Raw genomic sequence first — 24384 nt, 5'->3', positions numbered from 1 at the left:
AATCACCGGGTTGCACCGTTAGGATGTGGCGGTTGCGATGTCGGGTCAATGGCTGATGGTTCTATCGGGTCCGCATCGTGAGGCGGATTGAATTTTTGCTATGGGTAGCTTCGATGTTTGGTAAACTGAAAGGACTGTTCTCCACCGACATGGCCATCGATCTGGGCACGGCCAATACCTTGGTTTACGTGCGTGGACGAGGGGTGGTGCTCTCCGAACCCTCGGTGGTGGCGATCCACGAAAGTTCCCGCGGGGTGCGCAAGGTGCTGGCCGTGGGCAATGAGGCCAAACGGATGCTCGGACGCACGCCCGACAGCATCGTGGCCATCCGTCCGATGCGCGACGGGGTGATCGCCGATTTCACCGTCACCGAGGCGATGCTCAAGCACTTCATCCGCAAGGTGCACAAGCGCCGCCTGTTCTATTCGCCGCGCATCATCGTCTGCGTGCCGGTCGGGGCCACGCCGGTGGAACGACGCGCCATCCGCGAATCCGCGGAGAGCGCCGGCGCCCGCGACGTCTATCTGATCAACGAACCCATGGCTGCGGCCATCGGCGCCGGCCTGCCGGTCACCGAGGCGAGCGGTTCGATGGTGATCGACGTGGGCGGCGGCACCACCGAGGTGGCGATCATCTCGTTGGGCGGCATCGTCTATTCCCGATCGATCCGCGTGGGCGGCGACAAGATGGACGAGGCGATCATCGCCCATGTGCGGCGCAAATATTCGCTGTTGATCGGCGAGGGAACCGCCGAGATTATCAAAATTCAAGTGGGATCCGCTTTTCCCCTGGAAAAACGGTTGGAAGTTGAGGTAAAAGGACGTGACCTGATCCATGGGGTGCCGAGGCATCAGGTGATCTCCGATCCTGAAATCCTCGAAGCCCTGGCCGAACCCATCAACGCCATCGTCGATGGCGTGCGCGTGGCCCTGGAACGTACCCCGCCGGAGTTGGCCGGGGATATCGTCGATCGTGGCATCGTCCTGACCGGCGGTGGCGCGCTTCTGCGGGGATTGGATCAGTTGTTGGCCGAGGAGACCGGTCTGCCGGTTTTCATCGCCGATGACCCGCTCTCCTGCGTGGTCATGGGATCCGGAAGGGCGTTGGAAGAGCTGGATAGCATGTCCGACATCCTGATGGATCGATAATAAGTCTTATCTCCATCCGACCAGGACGTGGCATGACGGCACTGCTGGGCATCTTTCGCGAATTTCGACATGCCATTTCGGTCTTCCTCACGCTGGTGGTCGCCCTCTTCCTGCTGCTGATGGCCAGAGGAACCGTGGGAGACCGCCATGGCATGCACGAGAGTGTGCTGCAACTGGCCGGCACCGCCCAGTCCTTCCTCACCCGTCCGGTCTCCACCATCGAGGGGTTCCAGGCCCGTCTTTCGGAACTCGCCCGCCTTGACCGCGAAAATCGTCAATACAAAGCCGAGTTGGAACGCCTGCGTCCCCTGGGCGTGCGCCTCGATGAGCTGGAAAAGGAGAACCACCGGCTCAAGTCCCTGTTGCAGATGCGTCCGGATCCCGATTTCCAACCCTTGGCCGTGCGCGTGGTCGGGGACTCCTCCTCGGCCTTCGCCCGCTCCTTCATCGTCAACGCCGGACGTCAGGACGGGGTGATCGTCAACGCGCCGGTCACCGTTCCCTCGGGCCTGGTCGGTCGCGTGGTGCGCGCCTCGGCCAACGCCTCCCTGGTTCTCTCCATGCTCGATCTGAACTCACGGGTTCCGATCCTGATCCAGCGTTCGCGGGTCAAGGCGGTCTGCGCCGGCCAGAATGATACCCAGATGACCCTGGAGTACCTGCCCAAGGACGCCGATGTGGTGGTCGGGGATGTGGTGGTCACCTCCGGCACCGGCGGAATTTTCCCGAAAGGGTTGGTGGTCGGCAAGGTGGTCTCCCTGGAACCGGGGGACGAGGGATTGTTCCGCGAGGCCATGGTGCAACCCACGGTCGATTTCGGTCGCATCGAGGAGGCCCACCTGCTCCTGCCTCGCGCCGTCAAGCCAACGGCGGACAACAAACCGCTTCCTTAACACACCGCCCCCCTGATTCGAGGTCCATCCCCGTGCCATGATGGTCTCCCTGCTCATCTCCGGGCTTCCGGCCATGACCATCTTCATGGCGGCGGTGCTCCAGGAGATGGCCCTGCCGTTCCATGCCTGGTCGGTCCTGCGTCCGGATCTGGTGCTGATCTGTCTGTTCTACTGGCGCCTGTACCGCACGGATCGCTGCGGCCCGATCCTGGCCCTGCTGGCCGGGTTGCTGGTCGATGTGATCTCCGGCGCGCCTTTGGGATTGAACGCCATCTCCAACATTCTGCTGATCCTTGTCATCGGTCGTCTGGGACGCCTGATCCGCTCCATCGATTTCACCTACCTGATCTTCGTGGTGCCGATCTTCGTGCTGCTCGCCGAGGGGATCCAACTCGGTCTGGCCATGCTCAAATGGGGCATGGCGGTCCGCTGGCAACTGCTGATGGGACGTCCCGTGGCCACCATGCTGCTCGCGCCTCTGGTGATCCATCTCCTGGTGATGATCCACCGCACATGGCTGGAGGAAGCGCATGCTCGACGATGACCGGGAACAGTTTCGCGGCGATGCGCGGCGGCGTCTGTTGCTGGTGGGCGGCGGGCTGGGCCTGGGCTTTTTTATGCTGGGGGCGCGGCTGTTCCATCTCCAGGTGATGCGCGGCGGCGAATACCGCACCTTGGCCGAGGACAACCGCATCAGCCTCAAGCCGATCTCCGCGCAACGGGGGCGGATCTTCGATCGAGAAAACCGCCTGCTGGTCGAAAACAGCCCCGATTACGAGGTGGTGGTGATCCCGGAGCTTTCCGGTTCGCTGCGCATGCTGCTCAAACGGCTGAGCCGGTACATCGAACTGTCCGAGGAGGAGATCAAGCACCTGTTGCAGATGGCCCGAAAACAGCGCTCGTTTCTGCCGTTGCGGGTCAAGTCCCATCTGACCTGGGAGCAGGTGGGCAGCATCGAGGTGCGCATCCACGAATTTCCCGGCGTCGATCTTCAGAGCCAGTCGGTGCGCTCCTATCCGTTCGATGCCCTGGCCTGTCACATCCTCGGCTATCTCGGCGAGCCGAGCGAAAACGATCGCAAGCGGTTTCCGCGCATCAGCTTTCGGTCCGGGGATCTGATCGGCAAGAGCGGGGTGGAGCAGCGGTTCGAAGAGGTGCTGCGCGGACGCGAGGGGGTGTTGGAGATGGAGGTCAACGCCGTGGGTCGCCATGTGCGCGAACTGCATCGCAATCCGCCGGAGTCGGGCGAGGATCTGCAACTCACCCTCGACATGGATCTGCAACGGGAGGCCCAGGAGGCGCTGGGCGGGGAGATGGGCGCGGTGGTGGCCATGGATCCGAACAACGGCGAGATCCTGGCCATGGTCAGCACCCCCACCTTCGATCCCAACCAGTTCATCCGCGGCTTCACTCACGCCCAGTGGCAGGAGGTGATGAACGATCCGAATCGGCCCTTGATCAACAAGGCCCTGCAGGGTCACTATCCGCCCGGCTCGACCTTCAAGATCGTCACCGCCATGGCCGGTCTGGTCTCCGGCAAGCTCGATCCGCGCGAAACGGTCCCTTGCAACGGTTATCTGGTCAAGGAGGAGCAGCGATTCTACTGCTGGCGGCGGCATGGCCATGGCAACGTGGCGTTGCAACAGGCCTTTACCCAATCCTGCGATGTCTATTTCTACAAGCTGGCCGAACGGCTCGGCATCGATGTCATCGAGCGTCAGGCCCGCAAGATGGGACTGGGTGGCCTGACCGGCATCGATCTGGAAGGGGAACGCCCTGGCCTGATCCCGTCGCGTACCTGGAAACGGAAGGTGTTCAAAACCTCCTGGTTTCCGGGTGAAACGTATATCACCGGCATTGGTCAGGGGTATGTGTTGACCACCCCGTTGCAACTGGCGGTGATGGTGTCGTGCATGGGCAATGGCGGAACGGTGTATCGTCCCCTGCTGCGCAAGCTTCAGCCCGGACAGGAGCCCGAGGTGGTGACGCGCAACTATTTTTCCGCCAGCCACATGGAGATCATGCGGCAGTGTCTGGAGGGGGTGGTTCACGATCCCAACGGCACCGCCTACAAGACCAGGCTGGAGGGGATCCGGGTGGGCGGCAAGACCGGCACCTCCCAGGTGGCCCGCCACAAACGGGAAAAGAGCGGTCAGATCATCAAGACCACCAACGAGAAGTTGCAGGATCACGCCCTGTATGTCTGTCTGGCTCCGGTCGATCGTCCGCGCATCGTGGTGGTGGTGATCGTCGAACATGGCGGCCATGGCGGCGCCACGGCGGCGCCGGTGGCCAAACGGGTGCTGGAACGGTATTTCTCCAAATACGGAGGCGGGACATGATCGAGGTCGGCAAACCGTTGCCCGACGGGGGCGGGAGATGATCGAGGCCGGCAAACCATTGCTCGACGGGGGGGGTGGCGCGATCTCCCTGGGATGGACGGATCGGTTGCGCCGTTTTCCCTGGAGTCTGTTGCTCCTGTTGCTGCTCACCATCTGTCTGGGATTCGGCGTGCTCTTCTCCGCGGTGGGCGGTGAACACAACCAGTGGCTGTTCTGGCGTCAGGTGATCCAGTCCGGACTCGGGTTGGGCATCATGCTGTTCGTGGCCATCGTGGCCGGAGATCGTCTTTACAAACGGTTCGCCTATCTGTTTTACAGCGGCAGCCTGATGCTGCTGGCCGTGACCATGGTCGCGGGCAGCGTCGGCATGGGGGCGAGACGCTGGCTGGAGGTGGGCTTTTTCCGACTCCAGACCTCGGAGTTGATGAAGGTGGCCCTGATCCTGGCCCTGGCGCGCTATTTTCAGGATCACGCCAAGAACGGATCCTTGGGCTGGCGGGATCTCGGCGTGCCGTTTCTGATGATCATCCTGCCGGTGGTGTTCATCATCAAGCAGCCCGATCTCGGCACCGCCGTGCTGCTGGCCGGGGTTGGGTTCGCGATGATCGTGGTGGCCGGCATCTCCTGGAAGGTGATGCTCACCCTGGTGCTGCTGTTCGGCGCCTCCATGCCCCTGGCCTGGAATGGCTTGCATGCCTATCAGAAACAGCGGATCATCACCCTGTTCTCTCCGGAACGCGATCCGCTGGGATCCGGTTATCACATCATCCAGTCCAAGATCGCGGTCGGATCGGGCGGGGTGACCGGCAAGGGGTTCATGGCCGGCAGTCAGAGCCAGCTCGATTTCCTGCCGGAACGGCACACCGACTTCATTTTCTCGGTGCTGGCCGAGGAGTGGGGATTCGTGGGCGGGGTGACGCTGCTGGTGATGTACATTCTGATCATCCTGCGCGCCCTGCTGATCACCGAAATGGCCAACGACCGGTTCGGCCTGCTCACCGTGGTGGGCGCGACCATGCTCTTCGCCATCCAGGTGCTGGTGAATGTCGGCATGGTGGTGGGGTTGTTGCCGGTGGTGGGGGTCCCCTTGCCGCTGATCAGTTACGGCGGCAGCTCCATGGTGACCCTGATGATCGCCATGGGGCTTCTGGCCCATGTAAGCCTCTATTCTCGTCAGCATGGGCGGTCGGTGTAGGGCGTTGCGGACAGAGTGCGTCAGCGGCCTTCGCTCAGGGCATGACGTTGTTGAGCGAGGATGAGATGTTGAACGAAATCCGTACACGACGGGGAAAACGGGTTTGAGTCTGTGCATGATCGGTGGGGAGCGATACGAACATGAAACTGCAAGATCTGGCCGAGCGTCTGGGACTGGAATGGCGGGGCGGCGATGTGGAGATCGGCGCGGTGGCGCCGGTGGAGAGCGCCGGGGCAGGGGATCTCACCTTTGTCACGGCGCGCAAATGGCTGGTCGAGGTGCGGGGGGCGGCGGCCCTGCTGGTGCCGCCGGATCTGGTCGATGAGGCGACCTCGGTGCCGGGTTTGCCGCTGATGATCTCTCCCGCGCCGGCTTTGGATGCCGGTCGGGCCGGCCTGCTCCTGGGGCAGGATGAGCTGCGTGTGTCCGGGGTACACCCCTCGGCGGTGATCGATCCCTCGGCGCGACTGGGCGCCGGGGTGGCGGTGGGACCGTTGGTGGTGATCGGGGCCGGGGTGGTGATCGGAGCCGACAGCGTGATTCACGCCGGCGCGGTGATCCACGATGGCTCCTTGATCGGCGCCCGCTGCGTGATCCACGCCAATGCCGTGATTGGCGGCGAGGGGTTCGGTTTCGAGTTCGTGGCCGGCGCGCATCGCAAGATCCCCCATCTGGGAATCGTGCGCATCGAGGATGATGTGGAGGTGGGGGCCTGCACCACCGTGGATCGCGCCCGTTTCGGCGAGACCCGTATCGGGGCTGGCACCAAGATCGACAATCTGGTCCAGATCGCCCACAACGTCCACATCGGGCGGGCCTGCGTGATCGTCAGTCAGGTGGGGATCGCCGGCTCCTGTCGCATCGAGGACGGGGTGGTGCTGGCCGGACAGGCCGGACTGGTCCCGCATGTGACGGTGGGGCGCGGCGCGCGGGTGGCTGCGGCCACCGGCGTGGCCGTGGATGTGCCCGCCGGGGCCACCTGGTCGGGTTGGTGGGGCGGACCGCATCGGGAGAATCTGGCCCAGATCAATGCGGTGCGCAAACTGCCGGAGTTCATGAAAACCGTGCGCGATTATATGAAGGGTCGCGCCTCAAGTCGTTGAACGTCTCTTCCAGGCCACGGAAGGCGCGTCTTTCGGTCAATCTTCTCGGTCGGCACCCGGAACCGGGTTTCTGCAAGACCCGCCTGATTCCCGCCCTGGGCCCCGAGGGGGCTGCCGAGGCCCATGCGGTTCTTTTGACGCATGTCGTTGGGACCGTGCGCCGCTGGTGCGCGGATTCCCCCTCGGAACGGCTGTTTCGTCTCTGGACCACCTCCCCGCTGTCTACACCTTTTCTTGACACCCTCGCCGATGACGGTCAGATGCGCGTTCAGCCCGAGGGGGATCTCGGGGTTCGTCTGGCGGCGATCTCCCAGGCCGGACTGGCCGAGGCGGAGGGCGTGCTGCTGGTTGGCGGGGATGCCGTCTCCCTGGACCCGGCCAGTTTCAATCACACGGAAACCCTTTTGTCAAGCCATGATGCGGTGCTGATTCCAGCCTTGGATGGTGGCTACGTGGCGCTGGCGCTGCGGCGTTTTCAGCCGGAGCTGTTTATGGCCATGCCGTGGGGCACGGAGCGGCTCGCGGAGAAGACACGCACGGTATTTCGACGCCTGGGATGGTCCTGGGGGGAGATCCCCGGTCATTGGGATGTGGACTTCCCAAGGGAGTGGGAACGATTCCGCAGACTTGAAAAAAGTTGGTCCAATAATTGCTCAACATCTAGCGTGTCCGGCGAGGGTCGATCCGGAGAGCCTGTCAAAGAAGGCGCTAGAAAAGAATCTCTTCGTTAAGAATGAGGAAGCGGTTCTTCGGGAAGACCCTCGATTCCGGCAAGCGAATCATGATCTTAATGCGTTATCGGAATCCATGGGAGTCTTAGCTGATGGGCGATTTTCCCCACACCAATCAAGAGGTGCCTTCCCTTGATCCCCAGATCAAGGCCTTTGCCCAGGCATCCACCCTGACGGACGCCACCCGCGCTGCCTATTGGGGCGACCTGCGCCGCTTCATCGACTGGGGTGGGGTTATTCCGGCCCACGAGAAGATGGTCGCGAATTATTTGGTGGAACATGCCAACAGTCACAAGTTCGCGACGTTGGCCCGTTGGCGGGTCTCCCTCGGCAAGGCGCACTCGGCGCAAGGGTTGGAGGATCCGACCAAAACCGAGCTGGTGAACGCGGTGCTCAAGGGGATCAAGCAGAAGCACGGTCGCGAACAGCGTCGCGTCGCTCCCCTGACCTCCAACCAGACCACCGCGGTGTTGAACGTGATGGGGGGACGCCTGAAGGATTTGCGCGACAAAGCATTGATTTTAGTTGGTTTTTCTGGTGGATTGCGTCGCTCTGAGCTGACCACCCTGGCGGTGGAGAATCTGCGCGAACGGGCCGGTGGCATGGAATTGAGCCTGAGCACCGGTCGTCTGGTGATGATTCCCCACGGCACGGACTCTTCCACCTGTCCGGTGACCGCGCTCAAGGCGTGGCTGGTGGCCTCGGGGATCGTGAGCGGAGCGGTGTTCCAGGGGATCAACCGTCACGGGCGCATCTCCGGTCAGCCGTTGACCGGTCACGGGGTGGCCCTGGTGATCAAGGAGCGGGTCAAGGCGGTGGGATTGGATCCGTCGCTCTACAGCGGGTGCAGCCCGCGGGTGGGTGGCATCCTCGAGGGTGCCCAGGACAGTCCCCATGGCGGATTGGACAGCGATCCCATGCCTCTGCCCAAGGCCGCGCACGGTCACTGACGACCGATCGTCGCTTCATCCCGAGAGGGCGGAATCACACGACCGCGCGTCTGTAACGTGCAAGATGGGGGGATCCCTCTCACCCCCCCGACTGTGGACCTCCCAGGCGGGAGTCCCACGGTCGGAGACGCGCGGTCTCCAGAATCTCCCGCCTGGCCCGTTCCACCCGCGAACGGGGCGGCGGCGGGTCAAACGCCAGGGCCTCCCGCAACGTCTCGGCCCGCTGTTTCGATACGCTCTCCCGGAAGCGCGCCACCAGCGCCGCATCGGCCCCGCGCAAGGCGGTGACCAGGGTCTCGTCCGGCACCTGGTGCAAGAGCGTCTCCAGTTCGCGTCGATCCATCCCGGACAGATCCTCGAACAACACCATCCCCTCCCGAATCGTCCGGGCCAGTTCGGACTCCCGGCTCTCCAGAAACCCCAGCAGCCGATCGGCGGTGCGACGGTCGAGAAGGGTCAGGATGCGTGCCACCCGTTCGTGGCTCAAGGTTGTCTCCTTTCGATAAGTCCTTGTTCAAACCGTCCCGGCTGCTATCATCGTGGCCGGCGCTTCAGCGCCATGCTTCAGCGCCATGCTCCAGCGCCATGCTCAATCGTCATGCCATTCGGGAGTCCCGCATGCCAGCATCCACACCAGGGGGTCTGCGCCGTTTCTGGTCGGCGTTCGCCATCTATCGGGAACCCCGCGTGCTGGTGATCCTGTTGTTGGGCTTTTCCAGCGGCCTGCCGCTGGCCCTGACCGTGGGTACGCTCTCATTATGGCTGGCCGAGGTCGGGGTGAGCAAGAGTTCCATCGCCCTGTTCGCCCTGGCGGGCACCCCGTATACCTTCAAGTTTCTCTGGTCGCCGCTGGTGGATCGCATGCCGGTGCCCGGCCTTACCACCCGTCTCGGACAGCGACGCGGCTGGGCGATCCTGACCCAACTGGCGTTGATCGTCGGCATCCTCGGGCTTGGAGCGGGCGATCCGGCCCGCGATCCCTTCTGGACCGCCTGGTTCGCGCTGTTCGTGGCCTTCTGGTCGGCCACCCAGGATATCGTCATCGACGCCTATCGGGTGGAGAGCCTGGAAGAGCGGCAGTACGGCGCCGGCGCGGCGATGAGCGTGCTCGGCTATCGTCTCGGCATGGTCGCATCCGGAGCCGGGGGGTTGTACCTGGCCACCTATTGGGGGTGGTTTTCCGCCTATGCGGTGATGGCCGGCCTGATGGGGGTCGGCATGCTGGTGATGCTGCTCAACCCCGAACCCGTGCGTCCGATGGCGGAGGGGCTTTCCACGCCAACCGAAACCGACGGGTGGCGCGTCCGGGTCGCAGCCTGGCTCCGAAGCGCCGTGATCGCCCCGTTCGCCGAGTTCATGCGGCGGCGCGGCTGGCTGATGACCCTGCTCTTCATTCTGCTCTACAAGTTCGGCGATGCCCTGGCCGGCGTGATGAGCGGTCCGTTCTATCTGGAGATGGGGTTTTCGAAAATCGAGATCGCCAATGTCACCAAGCTCTTCGGATTGGTGGCGGTGTTGGTCGGCGGGGTGGTCGGCGGAATTTTGACGGAACGTCTGGGTATCAATAAGGCGTTGATTCTGTGCGGGATCCTGCAAATGGTCTCCAACCTGATGTTCGTGGTGCTCGCCGAGGTGGGATACTCCCTGCCGATGCTCACCGTGACCATCGCGGTGGAGAACGTCACCGGCGGCATGGGTACCTCGGCCTTCGTGGCCTACCTCTCCCGGCTCTGTCATGTCGCCTATACCGCGACTCAGTATGCCCTGCTCTCTTCGTTCATGGCCTTCGGACGCACGCTGCTGGCCTCGAGCGGGGGTTGGATCGCAGAGCGGATCGCCTGGGCGGACTTTTTCCTCATCACCACCTTTGCCGCCATTCCGGGATTGTTGTTGTGGGTGTTCATGGCGCGCCGCTTCGAGATCCGTTGAGAGGGGGCGCCCGTCCGGCGGAGGTTCATGCCCCTCTGCCGGACGGGGAGTCGTTCAGGCGCCGATCTTCTCCTTGATCCTGCCGATCTCGTCGCGGGCGTAAAAGCAGCACACGCCGCGTTTGGAGGCCGGCTCGATCCCGAGATCCTTGATCGCTTTCTTGACCTTGGTGTCCGATACCCCCAACTCCTTGGCGATGTTGGTGGCGGACAGAACGTTCTCCTTGGCGGGTTCGGTCATGGTGGTTCTCCTTCGTGGTGGGGGGTTGAGATCTGCGTTGTGGATGGCAGATGCCGCATCTGCCGGGGCGGGGCATGCGTGGCCGCTTTTTTGGCCGTATTGTGCATGGATCGTCGATCGACTTCCAGGGCTTGCGACCATCGGTCCGGATCGATGCCGGTCACCTCTCTCAGGCCCGTTTCCACCAGTTGGATCAAACGGGGCAGGGCGATCTGGTGGGTCTGGCCGGTGGTGGCGTGCAGCCAGTCCGAGAAGGCCAGGAAGGTGGCAAAGGGCGAGCGGTTTTCAAAGGCCAGTTGGAGTGTGGTCCGAAAGCGGCCCGAGTTGCCGACCAGATCCCAATAGCGGGACAAACGTTTGAAGCGCCGCAGGGTCATGAAGTCGAATTGCGCGTTTTCCAGCAGTTCGTAGGGTGGTTCCGGGTCGAAGCGGAAGTCGGCTGGGGTGTCGAGGGCCAGCGGGGTGCCGGGCAGTCGTTTGAGAATGCCTACCTGGATTTCGTGGGGGTCCAGGGCGAGGAGCCGGTCGAACCCGGCGGCGAACGGCTCCGGGGACTCCCCCGGCAGGCCGACGATCAGGTCGGTGTGCAGATGGGCGTGGGTGTGGGTACGCAGCCAGCGCAGGTTCTCGGTGACCCGTTCCTGCTCCTGATGGCGGTCGATGGCCGCGAGTACCGCAGGTTGGAAGGATTGTACCCCGACTTCGAGTTGCAGAGAGCCGGCGGGAAAGGCGCTCAGGCGGCGTTTGAGCCCTTCGGGGAGGTGGTCCGGCATCATCTCGAAGTGGAGGAACAGATCCGGAGTGGCAGCCAGGTGGTTCAGGAAAAAATCGAGGATCACGCCGGCATGACGCTCCCCGAGGTTGAAGGTGCGGTCCACGAACTTGAAGTGGCGTCCGCCGCGGGCGATGAGGTTTTCGAGCGCGGCCAGGAGGGGTTCGAGGGGGAAACGGCGCACCTGGAGGTCGTTGGCCGACAGGCAGAACGAACAGCGGTAGGGGCAGCCGCGCGAGGACTCCACATACAGGTAGCGGTGGGCCAGATCGGTGGCGTCGTATTCGGCATGGGGAAGGGCAAGGGCGGCGGGATCGGGGCTGGGGGCGATCCGATCCCGGCTGGCGGGGGGATTTCCGGCCAGGATCGCCCGGCAGAGATCGGCAAAGGCCAGTTCTCCCGCGCCGAGGATGCGGTAGTCGGCCAGGGTCACCAGAGGGTGATCCGCCGGCAGATGGCTTACCTCGGGTCCTCCCAGCACGAGAATCACCTCGGGACGCACCTGTTTCAACAGGGAGGCCAGATGCCGGGTCAGGGTGTGGTTCCAGACATGCACCGCGCAGCCGATGATGCGGGGGGAATGCTTCAGGAGGGTCTCCAGGGCCTCCTCGGGCCGTTTTTCCAGATCGAACTCCACCAGGCGGGCTGAATCGCGCAGGGGTCCGAGATTGGCCATCAGACAGCGCAATCCCAGCGACGGGTGGGAAAAACGGGCGTTGAAGGTGGTCAGGACGATTTCCGCCATGCTGAACCTTGAAGAGTCGTGCTACAGTTGTGTCGAAAGAGGGGATCGACAATCCACGCCAGGTTGATGGGGGTTATTATGACGCAAACCGGGACAAACGCCAATCCGGAGCAGACGACGGGAGGGAATCGGGTCGGAAAGGAGACCGACGAGGCCCTGCCCCCCGGCCTGAAGCGACCGTTGCGGGACGCCATGACGCGCCTGTTGTCGGGCCGTCCGATGGACGAGGAGATCCTGGATCCGGCCAACCCCAACCTGATCCTCGATCGGGAGCGTTGAGGCGATGGCTCGGGACGATGCGGCCTCACGCGGCGGGGCGTGGATCCAGACCTTTACCGGGCGGCAGTTCTGGCCGTTGGATGCCCGGCCCGAAGAGGTCGAGATCGAGGATGTCGCCCACGCCCTGGGGATGCTGTGCCGGTTCAACGGTCACTGTCGGCGGTTTTATTCGGTGGCCGAGCATTCGGTGTGGGTGTCGCATCTGGTGGGCGCGGAGGATGCCCGCTGGGGATTGCTGCACGATGCCGCCGAGGCCTATCTGTCCGACCTGCCCAAGCCGCTCAAGCGGGTGTTGCCGGAGTTCGATCCCTGGGAGGAGCGTCTGCTCGGGGTGATCGCCGTCCGTTTCGGGTTGACCGGATTGCCGTCGGCACGGGTGAAGGAGGCGGATTGGCGGTTGCTGGCCAACGAGAAGGTCACCTTCATGGCCCAGGAACCGGCCCCCTGGCACGGTCTGCCCGCTCCCTTTCCGGGGGTGGAGCTGGAAGGATGGTCCCCGGAGGAGGCCAAGGAGCGTTTTCTGGCGCGTTATCGGGCGTTGTTTCCAGGGGGTTGACCGCGCTGTCCGTTCAACGGTCGCGATGGGGCGGGCTTACTAGGTTGCCGGCACGAAATCATCCGCGTTGGCCATGCGCCGGGTGTCGCCGGACTGCTCGATCACGAACAGACCCTGGCGGAGGGCAAAGCGGGAGACATTCTCCTCGATCACCATGGCCGCAACCGCGCCAGTCGCCCGGTCTCCTGAAAGGCTTTCCAGACATCATTCAGAGTCACGGTTTCGGACCTGTCGGTCTCCAGAGGGTCAAAGGAGGCATCATTCGGCATGGCTCCTCAATCCGAACCGAGCGACCACATCTAACAACTTTTGTTTATTGATCGGCTTGGAAAGATAGAGATCGCACCCGGCCTGGCGGCTGCGTTCCGCCTCGCCCTCCAGGGCGTGGGCGGTCAGGGTGACGATCGGCAGGTGGAAGCGTCCCTTCACCTTTTCCCAGTCGCGAATCCGGCGTGTGGCGGTGTAGCCGTCCATCACCGGCATCTGCACATCCATGAAGACCAGATCGAACGCCTCGGTCTGAACCATCGCCACCGCCTCTTCGCCGTTGACGGCGATGGTCAGGTGGTGCGGGCTTTTTTTCAAGAAGGCGCTGATCAGCAGTTGATTGTCCTCGGAGTCTTCGACCAGCAGAATCCGCATCGCCGGACACTCCGCGTCCGCGCCGCCGGAGGAGAGACCGGCGGATTCCGGACGCGCGGGGAGATGATTGGTCGCCGGGCGTGCGGGCAGGGCGATCCGGAACGCACTGCCACGGCCTGGTTGACTCTCCACGGAGATCTCGCCGTTCATCAGGGTCACCAGACGCCGGGCGATGGTCAGGCCGAGTCCGCTGCCCCCATGACGACGGGTCATGCTGGTATCCACCTGGGTGAACGGATCGAAAATGGTCTGGCTTTTCTCCGGACTGATCCCGATGCCGGTATCCCGCACCAGCAGGATGATCCGACCAGGATGATCGGGATCGACCAGGCCGTTCAGGGTGATCCGTCCCGCATCGGTGAATTTGATGGCATTGCCCAACAGATTGAACAGGATCTGCCGCAGGCGCAGGCGATCGAACAGCAGGATGGGTGGAACATCCGGAGAGACCGCGCAGTGCATCTCCAACCCCTTGCCTTCGGCCACCACTTTCAACATCCCTGCCACCTCGAACACCAGGTCTCGAATCGCCACCGGTTCTTCGATCAAGGTCAGGTGACCGGATTCGATCTTGGTGAGATCCAGGATCTGATTGATCAACTCCATCAGATTGGCGCCCGCCTCCTGGAGTCGGGCCACCCATTCGCGTTGCTCATCCCGCACCCCGGATTCGAGCAGCAGATCCCCCATGCCGATCACCACGTTCATGGGAGTGCGAATTTCGTGGCTCATCATGGCCAGGAATTCACTTTTGGCGCGGTTGGCGTTTTCCGCCACCTCCTTGGCCTGACGCATCAGCTCCTCGTCGCGTTTGCGCCGGGCCAGATCCTGATCCAGGGCCCAGGTGAGATGGCGATTGCGTTCGAGTTCGTCGCGCAGCAGATGTTCCACCTGATGGCGCTGGGTGATGTCGATCATCGAGACGTAGAAGCGTTGCCAGTTCGTCTCGCTCTCCGGGGAGAGGGAGATGGAAAGCGAGATCCAGATGACCTGTCCCTGGAAGGTGACCTGGGTCGTTTCGGTGGCAAAGCGCGTGGCGCCGTTGTAAAAGGCATCGAGGGCCTGGGTGAAGGTTTCCAGGCCATGGGCATCGAAGAAGCGTTGGAGTTGGGATCCCTGCATCGCCTCCATGGAGGGGGCGCGCAGCAGATCCACGGTGGCCTGGTTGACCCGGATGATGCGGGTCAGATGGGCGCATTCGGCGACGATCGTCGGGGTGATGCGCGTGAGGCCGGGATGATGCGCATCCAGATGCTTCTTGAGGGCGGAGAGATCCACCTCCCACAAGGCGGCTGGGGAGTCGAGGAACAGGCCGCGAAAGCGGGCTTCGCGTTCCGCCACCGCAGTGGAGGCCTGGGCCTGGGCGATGAGGAATCGGTGCGACTGGCGCCGCGCGAACCACAAGGCCACGACACCGGCCACCCAGACCAGCCCGAGTCCGGTCAGGAGTGTGGCGAAAAACCGATCCAGCCCTTCCAGATAGGGGGTGAGGGGCACGGCGGTGCTGATGCCGCCGCGGACGCCGCCGACGGGAACCCCGCTCGCCTCGTGACAGACGATGCAGCCCGGTTCCATGATCATGGCGCGCATGATGCGCAGATAGGGTTTGCCGTCGATTTCGGCTTGTTCGGCCCGTTCCCGGTAGACCCCACGCTCGAAGGATTCCAGAGTCTCCTTTTCCCAGGCGTCCGGGGCGTTGTCCGGATTGAGGAGCTTCAGGCTGGTGATGTGACCGCGCACGCCGTAGTTCTCGGTGTGGTGTTCCATCACCTCGCGCAGCATGTAGGCCGGGTTCATCAGGGTGAGGTTCATCCCCTCGCGGGTGGTGACATCCCGATCCGGGGCATGCAGGTAGGGGTTGGGAGGGGTGGAAGCGCTGGGTTTGACGTAGACTCCGCCATGGGAGGTGGCCCATTGGCGAAACGAGAGATCCTTGTTCAGATGGGTGATTCCCTCGAGACGGGCCTGGTTCAGGAGGTGACTTTTCTCCTGGGAGAGGGTCAGGATGAAGACGATGGCGATGATGCCGCTCCATCCCAACAGCGCGGCCAGCGCCAGGCGATCGACCGTGCGCATGGAGGGCTGGAACGTGGGGGGGGTGTGCATCCGGGGTTGCCTGTCTTTGGAAAGGGGGAGTCGGATGGGGTCTTGGATTTCTCGTGAGGAACGGTTACTGGTTTATTGTACGATTTCTCTTGAAAATGCAAGTGAAAATTAATTGAAATATCATTCTGATTGCCCGGTCCGCACGGGTGGTTGACGCTTTACATGACCATGGGATACAAACATGGTTTCCACCTTGGCGCCAGGAAGGAAACTCCACGCATCCCATGAGCAAAGAGCCGCAAACGCCCTATCGTCGCATCAAGCAGACCATCTATTGGGTCATGGAGGATCCCTCCTGTCCGTATCGCCGCTGGTATCACTTCTTCATGATGAGCATGTTGATCTTGTCCCTCGGGGTGTTGATCGTCAATGCGCATCACGAGCACGATCCGGAACACGATGTCTGGGCGCATCACGTTTTTTTCATCCTTTTGGATCATGCATTCTATTATCTGTTCGTGTGCGAATACCTGTTGCGATGGTGGACCGCCACCTCCCTGCATGAAGATTACCGCAAGGCGGTACGTCGTTATCGCCGACGGGTCTATCGCCCCACGCGCCATGGCGAGATTTTCGATGGTCTTTATCACGCCGTGCTCAACAAATTGCGCTGGATGGTCCATCCCCTGGCGCTGATCGATCTGTTGGCCATCCTGCCGATCTTCCGGTTCTTTCGGCTGTTCCGGGTCATTCAACTGCTCAAATTCTTTCGCTATTCGCGCCGCATCGCCTTTGTCACCAGCATCCTGGGTGAACGACGCTACGAGATGGTATCGCTGCTGTTGGCCGGGGTGGTGATCTGGGGAACCGTGGCGGTGGCCTTTTTTCTGGCCGAACACGGGGTGAACGACAAGGTGCCGACCCTCGGCGCGGCGGTTTATTGGGCGATCATCACCATCACCACCGTCGGCTATGGCGACATCGCCCCGGTCACGGAAGTGGGACGGATCATCGCCTCCATGGGGGTTCTGACCGGCATGTCGGTCACGGTGCTCATGACCTCGCTGGTGGTGACGGTCTTCACGGACCGGTTGTTCAACCTCAAGGAGTTTCACATGGAACGGCAGATCGAACGGTTGCGGAACCACTTCGTGGTATGCGGACTCGATGCCCTGGGGATTGTGGCCTGCCAGAGTCTGCACAACGAGAAAAAACCTTTCGTGGCCATCGATATGGATCAACAAAAGGTGGATCGGGCGATCCGGGATGGCTGGATCGCCGTTCAGGGGGATGTCACGCTCCAGGAAACCTGGACGCGGGTGGGACTGGAACGGGCCGCCGGGGTGATCATCGCCATCCTCAGCGAGGCGACCAACGTCTACATCATCCTGATCGTGCGCGAGGTCAACGCCAAATGTTTCGTGGTCGCCTGCGGCAGCCAGCACAGCTCCGAACAACGCCTCCAGCGGGTGGGGGCGGATCGGGTGGTGTTGCCGTTCCAGAACGCCGGTCATCAGATGGCCCAGACCGCCTTGCGACCCGGCGCGTTGCAATTTCTGCGGTTGGCGCTGGATCAAACCCACACCGAATTCGAAATGGACGAGATCAGCATCCATCCCGGATCGATCTTCGTGGGTTCTTCGTTGCGGGATTCGGATCTGCGTCACGGCTTCGACGTGATCGTGGTGGGGATCATCTCCGAGGGAGAGGGTATGACCTACAACCCTCAGGCCAGCCATATCCTCAAGGCCGGGGACATGATCATCTGTCTGGGACAAAGGGATGATCTGGCCCGTTTGAAACGGGCTTCGGCGATGAAGGCGACCAGCAATCCCCTCGAAGGGCAGGAACTGGCCGAATTCGTGGTGCAGGCCGGTTCGATACTGGAAGGCGTGACGCTCCAGGAGGCGCACATTCGCGAGCGGTTCAATCTGATGGTGGTGGCCGTGGCAGCCAAGGGGACGAGCGTGCAGTTCACTCCGCGACCGGCCATGCGTTTTGGCGAGGGGGATGTGTTGATCTGCCTCGGGTCGCTCGAGCAGGTCGAGGCGTTCGGAGAAGAGTTGGGACAACATGCCAGGACCGCCCGTTCCCTGGCGGAACTGGAGACCGAATCGGTGCGCATTCCGCCCGGATCCCAGTTGCACGGGATCCATCTGGGTTCCTCGGCGATTCGGAGTGGATTCTCCTGCAACGTGATGGCGGTGCAGCGTCCGGGAGAGAAACTGTTTTTCAATCCGCCGCCCGATTATCGCTTCGCCTCCCATGATTTGCTGGTCTGCCTGGGCAGACGTCCAGACCTGATCCGATTGAAAGCCATGATCCTCAAGAGTTGAACGGACCCAAGAAAAAGGGTTGGCAACGCCAGGGGAGTGCCCTATTATGGAAATCCAGAATTCGCTTCGTGCGCCGCGCGGCGTCTCGACCCTCTTTACCCTGTTCCAGGCCGGTTGAAACAGCCACGGCATTTATTCATTATTCATGTCAGCCAAGGGAAGCAACACAAATGAAGAGATCATTTTTGGGAGCCTGTCTGGCCGTATTCATGGTTTTTGGTGCCACGACATCGGCGCAGGCCCAGCAGGAGCGGTGCGTCTCCGGGGATTGCGTCAATGGCAAGGGGACGTACATCTATTCGGATGGCAGCAAGTATGTGGGTGAGTACAAGAACGGCAAGATCCATGGCCAGGGCAAGTTCACCTATCCGGATGGCAGCGTTTACACAGGCGAATACAAGAATAACAAGATGGATGGCAAGGGGAGCTTCGTTTATCCCAACGGCGACAAGTATGTGGGCGAATTCGCCAACAATCAGATGAGCGGCAAGGGCAAATTCACCCAGGGTGCCAAGAACGGCGAAAAGCCCAAGGAGGCCGCCAAGGAGGCTCCCAAGGATGCCGCCAAGGAGGCTCCCAAGGATGCCGCCAAGAAGCCCGCCGCGACCAAGGAGGCTCCCAAGGATGCCGCCAAGAAGCCCGCCGTGACCAAGGCTGATGCGAAGAAGGATCCGAAAGCCAAGAAGGACGCCGAGAAGAAGGCCGAGAAGAAAGCCAAGAAGAAAGCCAAGAAAGAGGCCAAGAAAGAGGCCGCCAAGAAAGAGGCCGTCAAGAAGGATCCTGCCGGCGCGTCCAAGGATGCGGCCAAGAAGGGTGCCGTTCCCGCCAAGAGTGGCGCCAAGGAGTGAGTTGATCTCGCGGGTCTGCCGGGGGATGTCTCTCAACCCGCCCCGGCAGACCCGCGAGCCATCAACCCGCGCCAGACCCGCCAGACCCGCCAGACCCGCCAGACCCGCCGGAGATTCCCGCCGCGCCCCCGCCAGGCTTCACGCCGGACCCTCTCTCCATCTCCTCATCCCACGGGAGCAACGGCTCCACCGGCAGGTCGATCTCCACCTCCAGACCCCCTTCCGCGCGGTTGCGCACCGTCAGCCTCCCCTGGTGATCCCGTATCGCCCGCGCGGCGATCGCCAATCCCAGACCATGACCGCCGCTGGCGCGATCCCGTGCCTCGCCAACCCGGAAGAAGGGTTCGGTGATGCGCGGCAGATCCGCTTCCGGCACGCCGGGGCCCTGATCCCGAACCTGAATCCGCACCCATGCCCCATGCCGGGAGAGCAGCAGGGTCACCTCCGTATCCCGGGGGGCATGGCGCATGGCGTTGCGTACCACGTTCTCCACCGCCGAGTGCAGCGACTCTCCGTCGGCCCACAGCAACGCCGGTTCGAGCAGTTGGCTCGCCAGCACCGGGCTCTCCAGTCCGTGCTCGAAACGGGCGTCCTCCACCACCTGTTCCGCCAACGCCCCAAGATCGATCAGGGTGTCGCGTGGCATCCGTTCGGGTTGTTCCGGACGCGACACGCGGATCACCTGACCGATCAGACCATCCAGTCGTTCCATCTCTCGCGCGAGTCGCTGCATGGCCTCCTCGCGCTCCTCGTCCATGCCGCCGTTGCCCTGTTCGATCAGTCCCAGGGCGACGCGCATCCGCGCCAGCGGGGAGCGCAGTTCGTGGGAGACATCCTGGAGGAGTCGTTTCTGGCTATGAAAGAGGGTTTCGAGACGCTCGGCCATGAAGTTGAAATCCCTGGCCAGGTCGTCGAGTTCGTCGGAGACCAGTCGGCGCGCCACCGGCGCGCGGGCGGTCAGGTCACCATCCGCCAGCCGCAGGGCGGCGCCGCGCAGCAGGCCCACCGGGCGGGTGAAGTGTCGGGCCAGGGGAAAGACCACGATACCACTGATCAAAAGTGGCAAAACCGGCAGCAGGGGATATTCGCGCAGCAGCAAGGCCAATGGGGAGGTCAGGCGGCTGAAAAGGATCCGATAGGGATGACCATCCGGATCGGTCACGCCCAGGGAGCGATGGAGTGGGGGTTCGCGTGGTCCGGGAGGGGGGGGACGGAAGTTCTGGGGAGAACCTTCATCCGGGGGTAACCCGAAGCGATCCGGCCCTGCCTCATCCGGGGGAGGGGGAGGAGGGCGACTCCCCCATTCCGGGCGGTTGCGTCGGAAAGGTCCGGGAACCGGACGGTCGAGGATATCCTGATGGTTCCGGTCCAGAACCAGGATCTCCTCGAGTCCGGGCGTGGTGATGAAATGGTGGCGTGTCGCCGCGATCCCCTGATGGACGATCAGGTTGGCCACCTCGCGTCGCTGTTTCATCAACGCTTCCAGATGGGCATCGAACAGCGGTTCCAAAAGACCGCGCAGATGGTGCCCTCCCCAGAAGAAGCCGCCTCCGACCAGCGACACCACCAGCCAGAACGAGAAAAACAGTTTCCAGAAAAAGCGCATGGTGTTACTCCCGGTTGCGTGCCGCCAGTTGGTATCCGCCGCCGCGCACCGTGACGATGCGTGCCGAGCCGTCCTCGGCGGGACCGAGTTTGCGGCGCAGGTTGCTGATGTGCAGATCCACGCTGCGATCGAAGCTGGAGAGATCCCGGCCCAGACCCTGGCGGCACAGATGCTCCTTGGAGACCACCTCGCCGGCGTGGCGCATGAGCACCTGCAACAGGTTGAACTCCGCGCCGGTCAGTTCGATCGGGAGATCGTTGACCTGAATGGCTCGTGTGCCGGGGTGGAGGGTGATGGAATCGACCTTGAGGATGGTCTGATCGGTTTTGGCCGGACCGCGACGCAGCACCGCGCGCAGTCGGGCCACCAGCACCTTGGGGTTGCAGGGTTTGGTGAGGTAGTCGTCCGCGCCGATCTCCAGACCCAGGATGCTGTCCACGTCCTCGCCGCGCGCGGTGAGCATCAGCACCGGGGTGTTGCGGCGTCCGCGCAGGCGACGCACCAGTTCGAAGCCGTTCAAGCGCGGCATCATCACATCCACCACCAGGGCGTCGAAGCTCTCCTTCAGGGCCAGATCCAGGCCGGAGTCCCCATCGTGGCGGCAGAGGCATTCGAATCCTTCGGCCTGCAGGTAACGGGAGAGCATGTGACACAATTCGCGGTCATCGTCGATGAGCAGCACGCGGATCATCCAGGGGACTCCCGAGGGTGGGGGGTGTAACGTGGTTCAATCGCGCCAATCCGAGCCGGGCCGCACTTTTGGGGTGGTTCCGAATCGTTTCGCTACAGGGCGCTTCGGGACATTGTAACCGCCTCTGTTTGGATTGGAAGCAGGCTTTACACTTCCTGACGCTTTCGAAACACACCCTTACGGGTTTTTTGTGTAGGCTCCTGACCCGAAGCTCGGATGATTCGCGTCCGGGGAGGGAGGCGAGAACCTCACCAATCAATCAAGGAGAGTCAGGCATGAACATCTCGATGAACGGCATGGGCGGCATGGGTGGCATGATGGGCATGGGCGGCATGGGCAAGCCTCCCACGGCGGCGGCGTTGATGAAGAAGATGGATCAGAGCGGTGATGGGCTCATCGATGCCACCGAAGCCAAGGGACTGTTGTCCGAGCGGTTTTCCACCTCCGATGCCGACGGCGATGGCAAGATCTCCAGCGACGAGTTGCAGACCGCCATGGAGAGTTTTCACAATGAGATCAAGGCAAAAACCGGAAACGGACAGCCCATGATGGGGCCGCCGCCGTCGGGTGGCAAACCGTCGGCCAGCGATCTGATGAGCAGCATGGATCAGGATTCGGATGGTTCGATCTCCTCGGACGAGGCCGAGGGGCTGTTGTCCGAGCGGTTCGAGACGGCGGACACCAACAAGGATGGCAAGGTGAGCCTGGAAGAGTTGCAGGCCGACATGCAGGCCGCCCATGCCGAGCGTGCAGGTCAGGCGGGAGGCGTTGGCGCATCGGGCAGCAATGCCGACTCCGCCCAGACGCTCCTCAATCTGTTGGACAACGACGGGGATGGCAAAATCGGCAAGGACGAGATTCAATCCCTGCTCGACGCCATGACCAACCAGTCCGGCGGCAACGATGCGGCTTCGACGAGCGATCCGGGTCGTTCGGTCTCTCCTTTCGGCATGATCCAGTACATGCTCTCCGCGGTCCAGGGACGTCAGTCGGGCGCTACCGGTCAGTCGGTCGCGGTAAATCTGACCGCGTGATCTCCGGTCCCCATCGGCATGCTTGGACCAGGCTGACAGTGTGGAAGGTGTCGTTTTTACCGTTAAGAAAAGGAGGTAACTATTGAGCCCCCCACTATATGCAGGGGACGGGGGACCGAAGGTCCCCGGCAGAGGTTCGGAGACGGAGTCTCCGAGGTTTGGTTTTTGACTTTGCTTTTTACCGTGGAACTCCCGAAGGGAGGTCCACGGTAAGGGGGGATCCCCCCACCATGTCAAGTTAGCGCGCTCTTTAAAAAAAGCATTGTTTCGCGCTTTTTGCGAAAAAACGTGGCGTTCCGCCTTGGCTACGGCATTGTTTCGCGCCGATAGTGGAACTCCTTTGGGTAGGGAGGCGCCTCCATCATAAATACAATGGGTAATCCCCCGGCCTTGCCGGGGTAACAGTAAAAGTTTTACATGTCAGGGGGTTCACCAGGATACTCCAAAACCGTGAGCCGCTAAGCACACGATATTTTTCGCTGAGCCCAGACAAGTCGGAGTTCGGTGCCCGAAGGTCCGACTTTGGTTTTTGGAGGTTTCCAAGCTCCGGGATCACGCTACCACTGGACGCAGAATGATGTAAGGGTGTATTATGGGATAATATATCATTTTTCAGTTTGGGGTTTATTAAAATGGATAATCGTCCTGTCACTAAGCTTAAAGATCGATCTCTTGTTCTTTGTGCGGAATTTCAAGATGGTTTTGCAATAGGATATGCATGGGCTCTTCTTGAATCTTTCAAGGAAGCTTTAGATATTCGTTTTCATGAATATCATGTGTATATTTATGATTCCAACGGAAATCATGTTAAAAATTTGGAAACCAATAAGAAAGCTACTAGGTCAGTGTGGGGTTGGACTCAAGGACACGGATTCAATTTTTGTGAAGGTGATATGATTCACTCCAATCGTTTGGCGTACACCAATTGGAAGGAATTTGTCGCCAACAAAGAAAGCAAGACTATTCAGATAATAAATGGAAGACAAGCGACCAAAGACGACGATGGAGAAATTGTATATCGATATTATGAGGCTGGATTGTTTGTGAAAGTGGTAAATACAAGTCAGACAAAGTTCGTCAAATTTTTGCAAACTGGAATGGAGCCAGAGTCGGCATGATGCATCTTCAATTTCTTGTTCAAGGCAGCAAACCGGAGCCATACCGGGTGACTTTTGAGCGGACATCCGGAAATCAACTCCATGCCTTCTGCACTTGTCCGGCGGGACAGAAAGGGCAATCTTGCAAGCACCGATTCCGGATTTTGGAGGGGGACGGGGAAGGTGTGATCAGCGAAAATGCAGGAGATGTTCCCCGTGTGGTGGAGTGGCTTCAAGAGACGGCATTGCAAGAAGCCCTTGCGAGGATGCTGACGGCTGAGGAGAAAGTGAAGGCGGCGCAACAGCAGGTATCCACTGCCAAGCGCGCCATCGCCGACATGATGCATGGTCGCCGTTGACCGCGCATCAGTCTGCTACGATCCAATTTCGTTCAGCGCAATCCAGTTTCGGCACTGGGATCCGATTGTTTTGACCTCCCTTGACTGATGCTGGTACTGGGATCCGACTGTTCTGTGTGCTTGTTAGTGTACGCTAGAAAAACTTAACGAAACAAAATCTCAACGACGATTCATCTTTGGATGTTAGTTAATTCTGTAACGATGAATGACGAGGCTGAAAAGTTCGAACTGTAGTCTGTGAGTATTTACTTTTATACATATGAGAATAGTGCGAGCCCAGTACCGATTTTTCGAATAGTCTAAGCCCATTGCCCTTTTCTGCGAAAAAAACGCGGCGTGCCGCTTGGTGTGCGCGTCGTTTCCGATTCTTGGAAACGACGCGCATCCTTTTGCATGGCAGTCTTGCGGAAAACGACGCATCCATGCTGGTTGCGGTTCAATCGTTAGTTTTGTTTCGGGTCAGGTCTGACGGGGGTCAGGGTGCCATCCGGGGTGAGATCGAAGGTGAGGGTCGGCGGGTTGGCCGGGATGGTGATCGAATCGGCGCCGGGGGCAGGGCTGGTCGGCTGGTTGGAGCCGTCCGGGGCATGGACGATGACGCGGGGGGTGCCGATCCAGATTTGTTGACCGTCCGGCGTGGGGGAGAAGCGCATCTGGCCGGGATTGGCATCCCCATCGCGTTGATAGGAGAGGTCGAAAGCAGGCGGCGTGGCGTGCGGATGAGCTGGTTTTTTGGGTTCGGCATGCGCGGACCCGGACATCAGGGAACCGACAAGCATGAGCAGCGCACCTGTCACGATCGGGCCTGTGTGGAGGGAGTGCGGCATGGGATCTCCGGTTGA

General features: G+C 61.5%; 23 protein-coding genes. 16 read left to right on the top strand and 7 right to left on the bottom strand.

What is annotated here, in order from left to right:
* Positions 1-113 precede the first annotated feature (113 nt).
* The 8 genes from ACOY6C_RS09535 (at position 114) to ACOY6C_RS09500 (ending at position 8362) form a co-directional block, all read left to right on the top strand.
* Positions 114-1148, top strand: a complete 1035-nt coding sequence (locus ACOY6C_RS09535) for a rod shape-determining protein (RefSeq protein ID WP_420905240.1) — start codon at positions 114-116, stop codon at positions 1146-1148.
* Between the two features lie 32 nt (positions 1149-1180).
* Positions 1181-2041, top strand: a complete 861-nt coding sequence (gene mreC / locus ACOY6C_RS09530) for a rod shape-determining protein MreC (protein ID WP_420905239.1) — start codon at positions 1181-1183, stop codon at positions 2039-2041.
* A gap of 37 nt (positions 2042-2078) precedes the next feature.
* Complete coding sequence (mreD, locus tag ACOY6C_RS09525; protein WP_420905238.1) at positions 2079-2585, top strand: rod shape-determining protein MreD; 507 nt, start codon at positions 2079-2081, stop codon at positions 2583-2585.
* The gene (gene mrdA / locus ACOY6C_RS09520; protein ID WP_420905237.1) at positions 2572-4383 is read left to right on the top strand and encodes a penicillin-binding protein 2; all 1812 of its coding nucleotides are present in this window, start codon (positions 2572-2574) and stop codon (positions 4381-4383) included. The genes mreD and mrdA overlap by 14 nt, the downstream gene beginning before the upstream one ends.
* 37 nt (positions 4384-4420) lie before the next feature.
* Positions 4421-5578 (top strand): rod shape-determining protein RodA, encoded by a 1158-nt coding sequence (gene rodA / locus ACOY6C_RS09515; RefSeq protein ID WP_420905236.1) that lies wholly within the window; start codon positions 4421-4423, stop codon positions 5576-5578.
* Positions 5579-5718: 140 nt separating this feature from the next.
* Positions 5719-6681: a UDP-3-O-(3-hydroxymyristoyl)glucosamine N-acyltransferase gene (locus ACOY6C_RS09510; RefSeq protein WP_420905235.1), complete on the top strand. Its 963-nt coding sequence runs from the start codon at positions 5719-5721 to the stop codon at positions 6679-6681.
* Positions 6678-7412, top strand: coding sequence for a TIGR04282 family arsenosugar biosynthesis glycosyltransferase (locus ACOY6C_RS09505; RefSeq protein ID WP_420905234.1), 735 nt, complete (start codon positions 6678-6680; stop codon positions 7410-7412). Before ACOY6C_RS09510 ends, ACOY6C_RS09505 begins: the two co-directional genes overlap by 4 nt.
* A 92-nt stretch (positions 7413-7504) precedes the next feature.
* Positions 7505-8362 (top strand): site-specific integrase, encoded by an 858-nt coding sequence (locus ACOY6C_RS09500; RefSeq protein ID WP_420905233.1) that lies wholly within the window; start codon positions 7505-7507, stop codon positions 8360-8362.
* A gap of 79 nt (positions 8363-8441) precedes the next feature.
* On the opposite strand, the gene ACOY6C_RS09495 is transcribed toward ACOY6C_RS09500, so the two are convergent.
* A complete protein-coding gene (locus ACOY6C_RS09495; RefSeq protein ID WP_420905232.1) occupies positions 8442-8849 on the bottom strand; it encodes a FliG C-terminal domain-containing protein in 408 nt (135 codons plus the stop codon).
* 131 nt (positions 8850-8980) lie between these two features.
* Here ACOY6C_RS09495 and ACOY6C_RS09490 point away from each other — a divergent pair, with 131 nt between their 5' ends.
* Entirely contained in the window at positions 8981-10291 is a 1311-nt protein-coding gene (locus tag ACOY6C_RS09490; RefSeq protein ID WP_420905231.1) for an AmpG family muropeptide MFS transporter, read from the top strand.
* A gap of 54 nt (positions 10292-10345) precedes the next feature.
* Here the strand turns inward: ACOY6C_RS09490 and ACOY6C_RS09485 are convergent, their stop codons facing one another.
* Both ACOY6C_RS09485 and ACOY6C_RS09480 read right to left on the bottom strand, forming a co-directional pair.
* Entirely contained in the window at positions 10346-10531 is a 186-nt protein-coding gene (locus ACOY6C_RS09485; RefSeq protein ID WP_420905230.1) for a hypothetical protein, read from the bottom strand.
* Positions 10528-12048 (bottom strand): B12-binding domain-containing radical SAM protein, encoded by a 1521-nt coding sequence (locus tag ACOY6C_RS09480; protein ID WP_420905229.1) that lies wholly within the window; start codon positions 12046-12048, stop codon positions 10528-10530. The genes ACOY6C_RS09485 and ACOY6C_RS09480 overlap by 4 nt, the downstream gene beginning before the upstream one ends.
* 78 nt (positions 12049-12126) lie before the next feature.
* Here ACOY6C_RS09480 and ACOY6C_RS09475 point away from each other — a divergent pair, with 78 nt between their 5' ends.
* Together ACOY6C_RS09475 and ACOY6C_RS09470 are read left to right on the top strand one after the other, a co-directional pair.
* On the top strand, positions 12127-12327 hold the full coding sequence (locus ACOY6C_RS09475) for a hypothetical protein (RefSeq protein ID WP_420905228.1): 201 nt from the start codon (positions 12127-12129) through the stop codon (positions 12325-12327).
* A 4-nt stretch (positions 12328-12331) separates the two neighbouring features.
* Positions 12332-12883: a phosphohydrolase gene (locus ACOY6C_RS09470; protein ID WP_420905227.1), complete on the top strand. Its 552-nt coding sequence runs from the start codon at positions 12332-12334 to the stop codon at positions 12881-12883.
* A gap of 258 nt (positions 12884-13141) precedes the next feature.
* On the opposite strand, the gene ACOY6C_RS09465 is transcribed toward ACOY6C_RS09470, so the two are convergent.
* Positions 13142-15631: an ATP-binding protein gene (locus tag ACOY6C_RS09465; protein WP_420905226.1), complete on the bottom strand. Its 2490-nt coding sequence runs from the start codon at positions 15629-15631 to the stop codon at positions 13142-13144.
* Between the two features lie 224 nt (positions 15632-15855).
* Between ACOY6C_RS09465 and ACOY6C_RS09460 the strand changes: the two genes are divergently transcribed.
* Positions 15856-17907, top strand: a complete 2052-nt coding sequence (locus tag ACOY6C_RS09460) for a TrkA C-terminal domain-containing protein (protein ID WP_420905225.1) — start codon at positions 15856-15858, stop codon at positions 17905-17907.
* 170 nt (positions 17908-18077) lie between these two features.
* The gene (locus tag ACOY6C_RS09455; protein WP_420905224.1) at positions 18078-18755 is read left to right on the top strand and encodes a hypothetical protein; all 678 of its coding nucleotides are present in this window, start codon (positions 18078-18080) and stop codon (positions 18753-18755) included.
* Between the two features lie 61 nt (positions 18756-18816).
* Here the strand turns inward: ACOY6C_RS09455 and ACOY6C_RS09450 are convergent, their stop codons facing one another.
* A complete protein-coding gene (locus tag ACOY6C_RS09450) occupies positions 18817-20361 on the bottom strand; it encodes a sensor histidine kinase (protein ID WP_420905223.1) in 1545 nt (514 codons plus the stop codon).
* 4 nt (positions 20362-20365) lie between these two features.
* Positions 20366-21052, bottom strand: a complete 687-nt coding sequence (locus ACOY6C_RS09445) for a response regulator (protein WP_420905222.1) — start codon at positions 21050-21052, stop codon at positions 20366-20368.
* Between the two features lie 275 nt (positions 21053-21327).
* On the opposite strand from ACOY6C_RS09445, the gene ACOY6C_RS09440 reads away from it, so the two are divergent.
* The 3 genes from ACOY6C_RS09440 to ACOY6C_RS09430 all read left to right on the top strand — a co-directional run bounded on the left by ACOY6C_RS09440 (position 21328) and on the right by ACOY6C_RS09430 (position 23542).
* Positions 21328-22086 (top strand): EF-hand domain-containing protein, encoded by a 759-nt coding sequence (locus ACOY6C_RS09440; protein ID WP_420905221.1) that lies wholly within the window; start codon positions 21328-21330, stop codon positions 22084-22086.
* A 632-nt stretch (positions 22087-22718) separates the two neighbouring features.
* Entirely contained in the window at positions 22719-23204 is a 486-nt protein-coding gene (locus tag ACOY6C_RS09435) for a hypothetical protein (RefSeq protein WP_420905220.1), read from the top strand.
* Positions 23201-23542 carry an SWIM zinc finger family protein gene (locus ACOY6C_RS09430; protein WP_420905219.1) on the top strand — a complete coding sequence of 114 codons (342 nt, stop codon included), beginning with the start codon at positions 23201-23203 and terminating at the stop codon, positions 23540-23542. The genes ACOY6C_RS09435 and ACOY6C_RS09430 overlap by 4 nt, the downstream gene beginning before the upstream one ends.
* Positions 23543-23985: 443 nt before the next feature.
* Here ACOY6C_RS09430 and ACOY6C_RS09425 read toward each other — a convergent pair whose 3' ends face one another.
* On the bottom strand, positions 23986-24369 hold the full coding sequence (locus ACOY6C_RS09425) for a hypothetical protein (RefSeq protein ID WP_420905218.1): 384 nt from the start codon (positions 24367-24369) through the stop codon (positions 23986-23988).
* Positions 24370-24384 lie beyond the last annotated feature (15 nt).

This window comes from Candidatus Magnetaquiglobus chichijimensis, from assembly GCF_045865675.1.
Taxonomy (GTDB): domain Bacteria; phylum Pseudomonadota; class Magnetococcia; order Magnetococcales; family Magnetaquicoccaceae; genus Magnetaquiglobus; species Magnetaquiglobus chichijimensis.
This window is presented reverse-complemented; position numbering and strand designations above follow the sequence as displayed.

Excerpts from the sequence above, each read along its gene's own strand:
- ACOY6C_RS09455 (WP_420905224.1), top strand. The coding sequence starts at position 18,078 with ATGAAGAGATCATTTTTGGGAGCCTGTCTGGCCGTATTCATGGTTTTT.
- ACOY6C_RS09535 (WP_420905240.1), top strand. The coding sequence starts at position 114 with ATGTTTGGTAAACTGAAAGGACTGTTCTCCACCGACATGGCCATCGAT.
- ACOY6C_RS09480 (WP_420905229.1), bottom strand. The coding sequence starts at position 12,048 with ATGGCGGAAATCGTCCTGACCACCTTCAACGCCCGTTTTTCCCACCCG.
- mreD (WP_420905238.1), top strand. The coding sequence starts at position 2,079 with ATGATGGTCTCCCTGCTCATCTCCGGGCTTCCGGCCATGACCATCTTC.
- ACOY6C_RS09425 (WP_420905218.1), bottom strand. The coding sequence starts at position 24,369 with ATGCCGCACTCCCTCCACACAGGCCCGATCGTGACAGGTGCGCTGCTC.
- ACOY6C_RS09485 (WP_420905230.1), bottom strand. The coding sequence starts at position 10,531 with ATGACCGAACCCGCCAAGGAGAACGTTCTGTCCGCCACCAACATCGCC.
- ACOY6C_RS09445 (WP_420905222.1), bottom strand. The coding sequence starts at position 21,052 with ATGATCCGCGTGCTGCTCATCGACGATGACCGCGAATTGTGTCACATG.
- ACOY6C_RS09500 (WP_420905233.1), top strand. The coding sequence starts at position 7,505 with ATGGGCGATTTTCCCCACACCAATCAAGAGGTGCCTTCCCTTGATCCC.
- ACOY6C_RS09475 (WP_420905228.1), top strand. The coding sequence starts at position 12,127 with ATGACGCAAACCGGGACAAACGCCAATCCGGAGCAGACGACGGGAGGG.
- ACOY6C_RS09510 (WP_420905235.1), top strand. The coding sequence starts at position 5,719 with ATGAAACTGCAAGATCTGGCCGAGCGTCTGGGACTGGAATGGCGGGGC.
- mreC (WP_420905239.1), top strand. The coding sequence starts at position 1,181 with ATGACGGCACTGCTGGGCATCTTTCGCGAATTTCGACATGCCATTTCG.
- ACOY6C_RS09450 (WP_420905223.1), bottom strand. The coding sequence starts at position 20,361 with ATGCGCTTTTTCTGGAAACTGTTTTTCTCGTTCTGGCTGGTGGTGTCG.
- ACOY6C_RS09440 (WP_420905221.1), top strand. The coding sequence starts at position 21,328 with ATGAACATCTCGATGAACGGCATGGGCGGCATGGGTGGCATGATGGGC.
- ACOY6C_RS09430 (WP_420905219.1), top strand. The coding sequence starts at position 23,201 with ATGATGCATCTTCAATTTCTTGTTCAAGGCAGCAAACCGGAGCCATAC.
- ACOY6C_RS09435 (WP_420905220.1), top strand. The coding sequence starts at position 22,719 with ATGGATAATCGTCCTGTCACTAAGCTTAAAGATCGATCTCTTGTTCTT.
- rodA (WP_420905236.1), top strand. The coding sequence starts at position 4,421 with ATGATCGAGGCCGGCAAACCATTGCTCGACGGGGGGGGTGGCGCGATC.
- ACOY6C_RS09470 (WP_420905227.1), top strand. The coding sequence starts at position 12,332 with ATGGCTCGGGACGATGCGGCCTCACGCGGCGGGGCGTGGATCCAGACC.
- mrdA (WP_420905237.1), top strand. The coding sequence starts at position 2,572 with ATGCTCGACGATGACCGGGAACAGTTTCGCGGCGATGCGCGGCGGCGT.
- ACOY6C_RS09465 (WP_420905226.1), bottom strand. The coding sequence starts at position 15,631 with ATGCACACCCCCCCCACGTTCCAGCCCTCCATGCGCACGGTCGATCGC.
- ACOY6C_RS09460 (WP_420905225.1), top strand. The coding sequence starts at position 15,856 with ATGAGCAAAGAGCCGCAAACGCCCTATCGTCGCATCAAGCAGACCATC.
- ACOY6C_RS09490 (WP_420905231.1), top strand. The coding sequence starts at position 8,981 with ATGCCAGCATCCACACCAGGGGGTCTGCGCCGTTTCTGGTCGGCGTTC.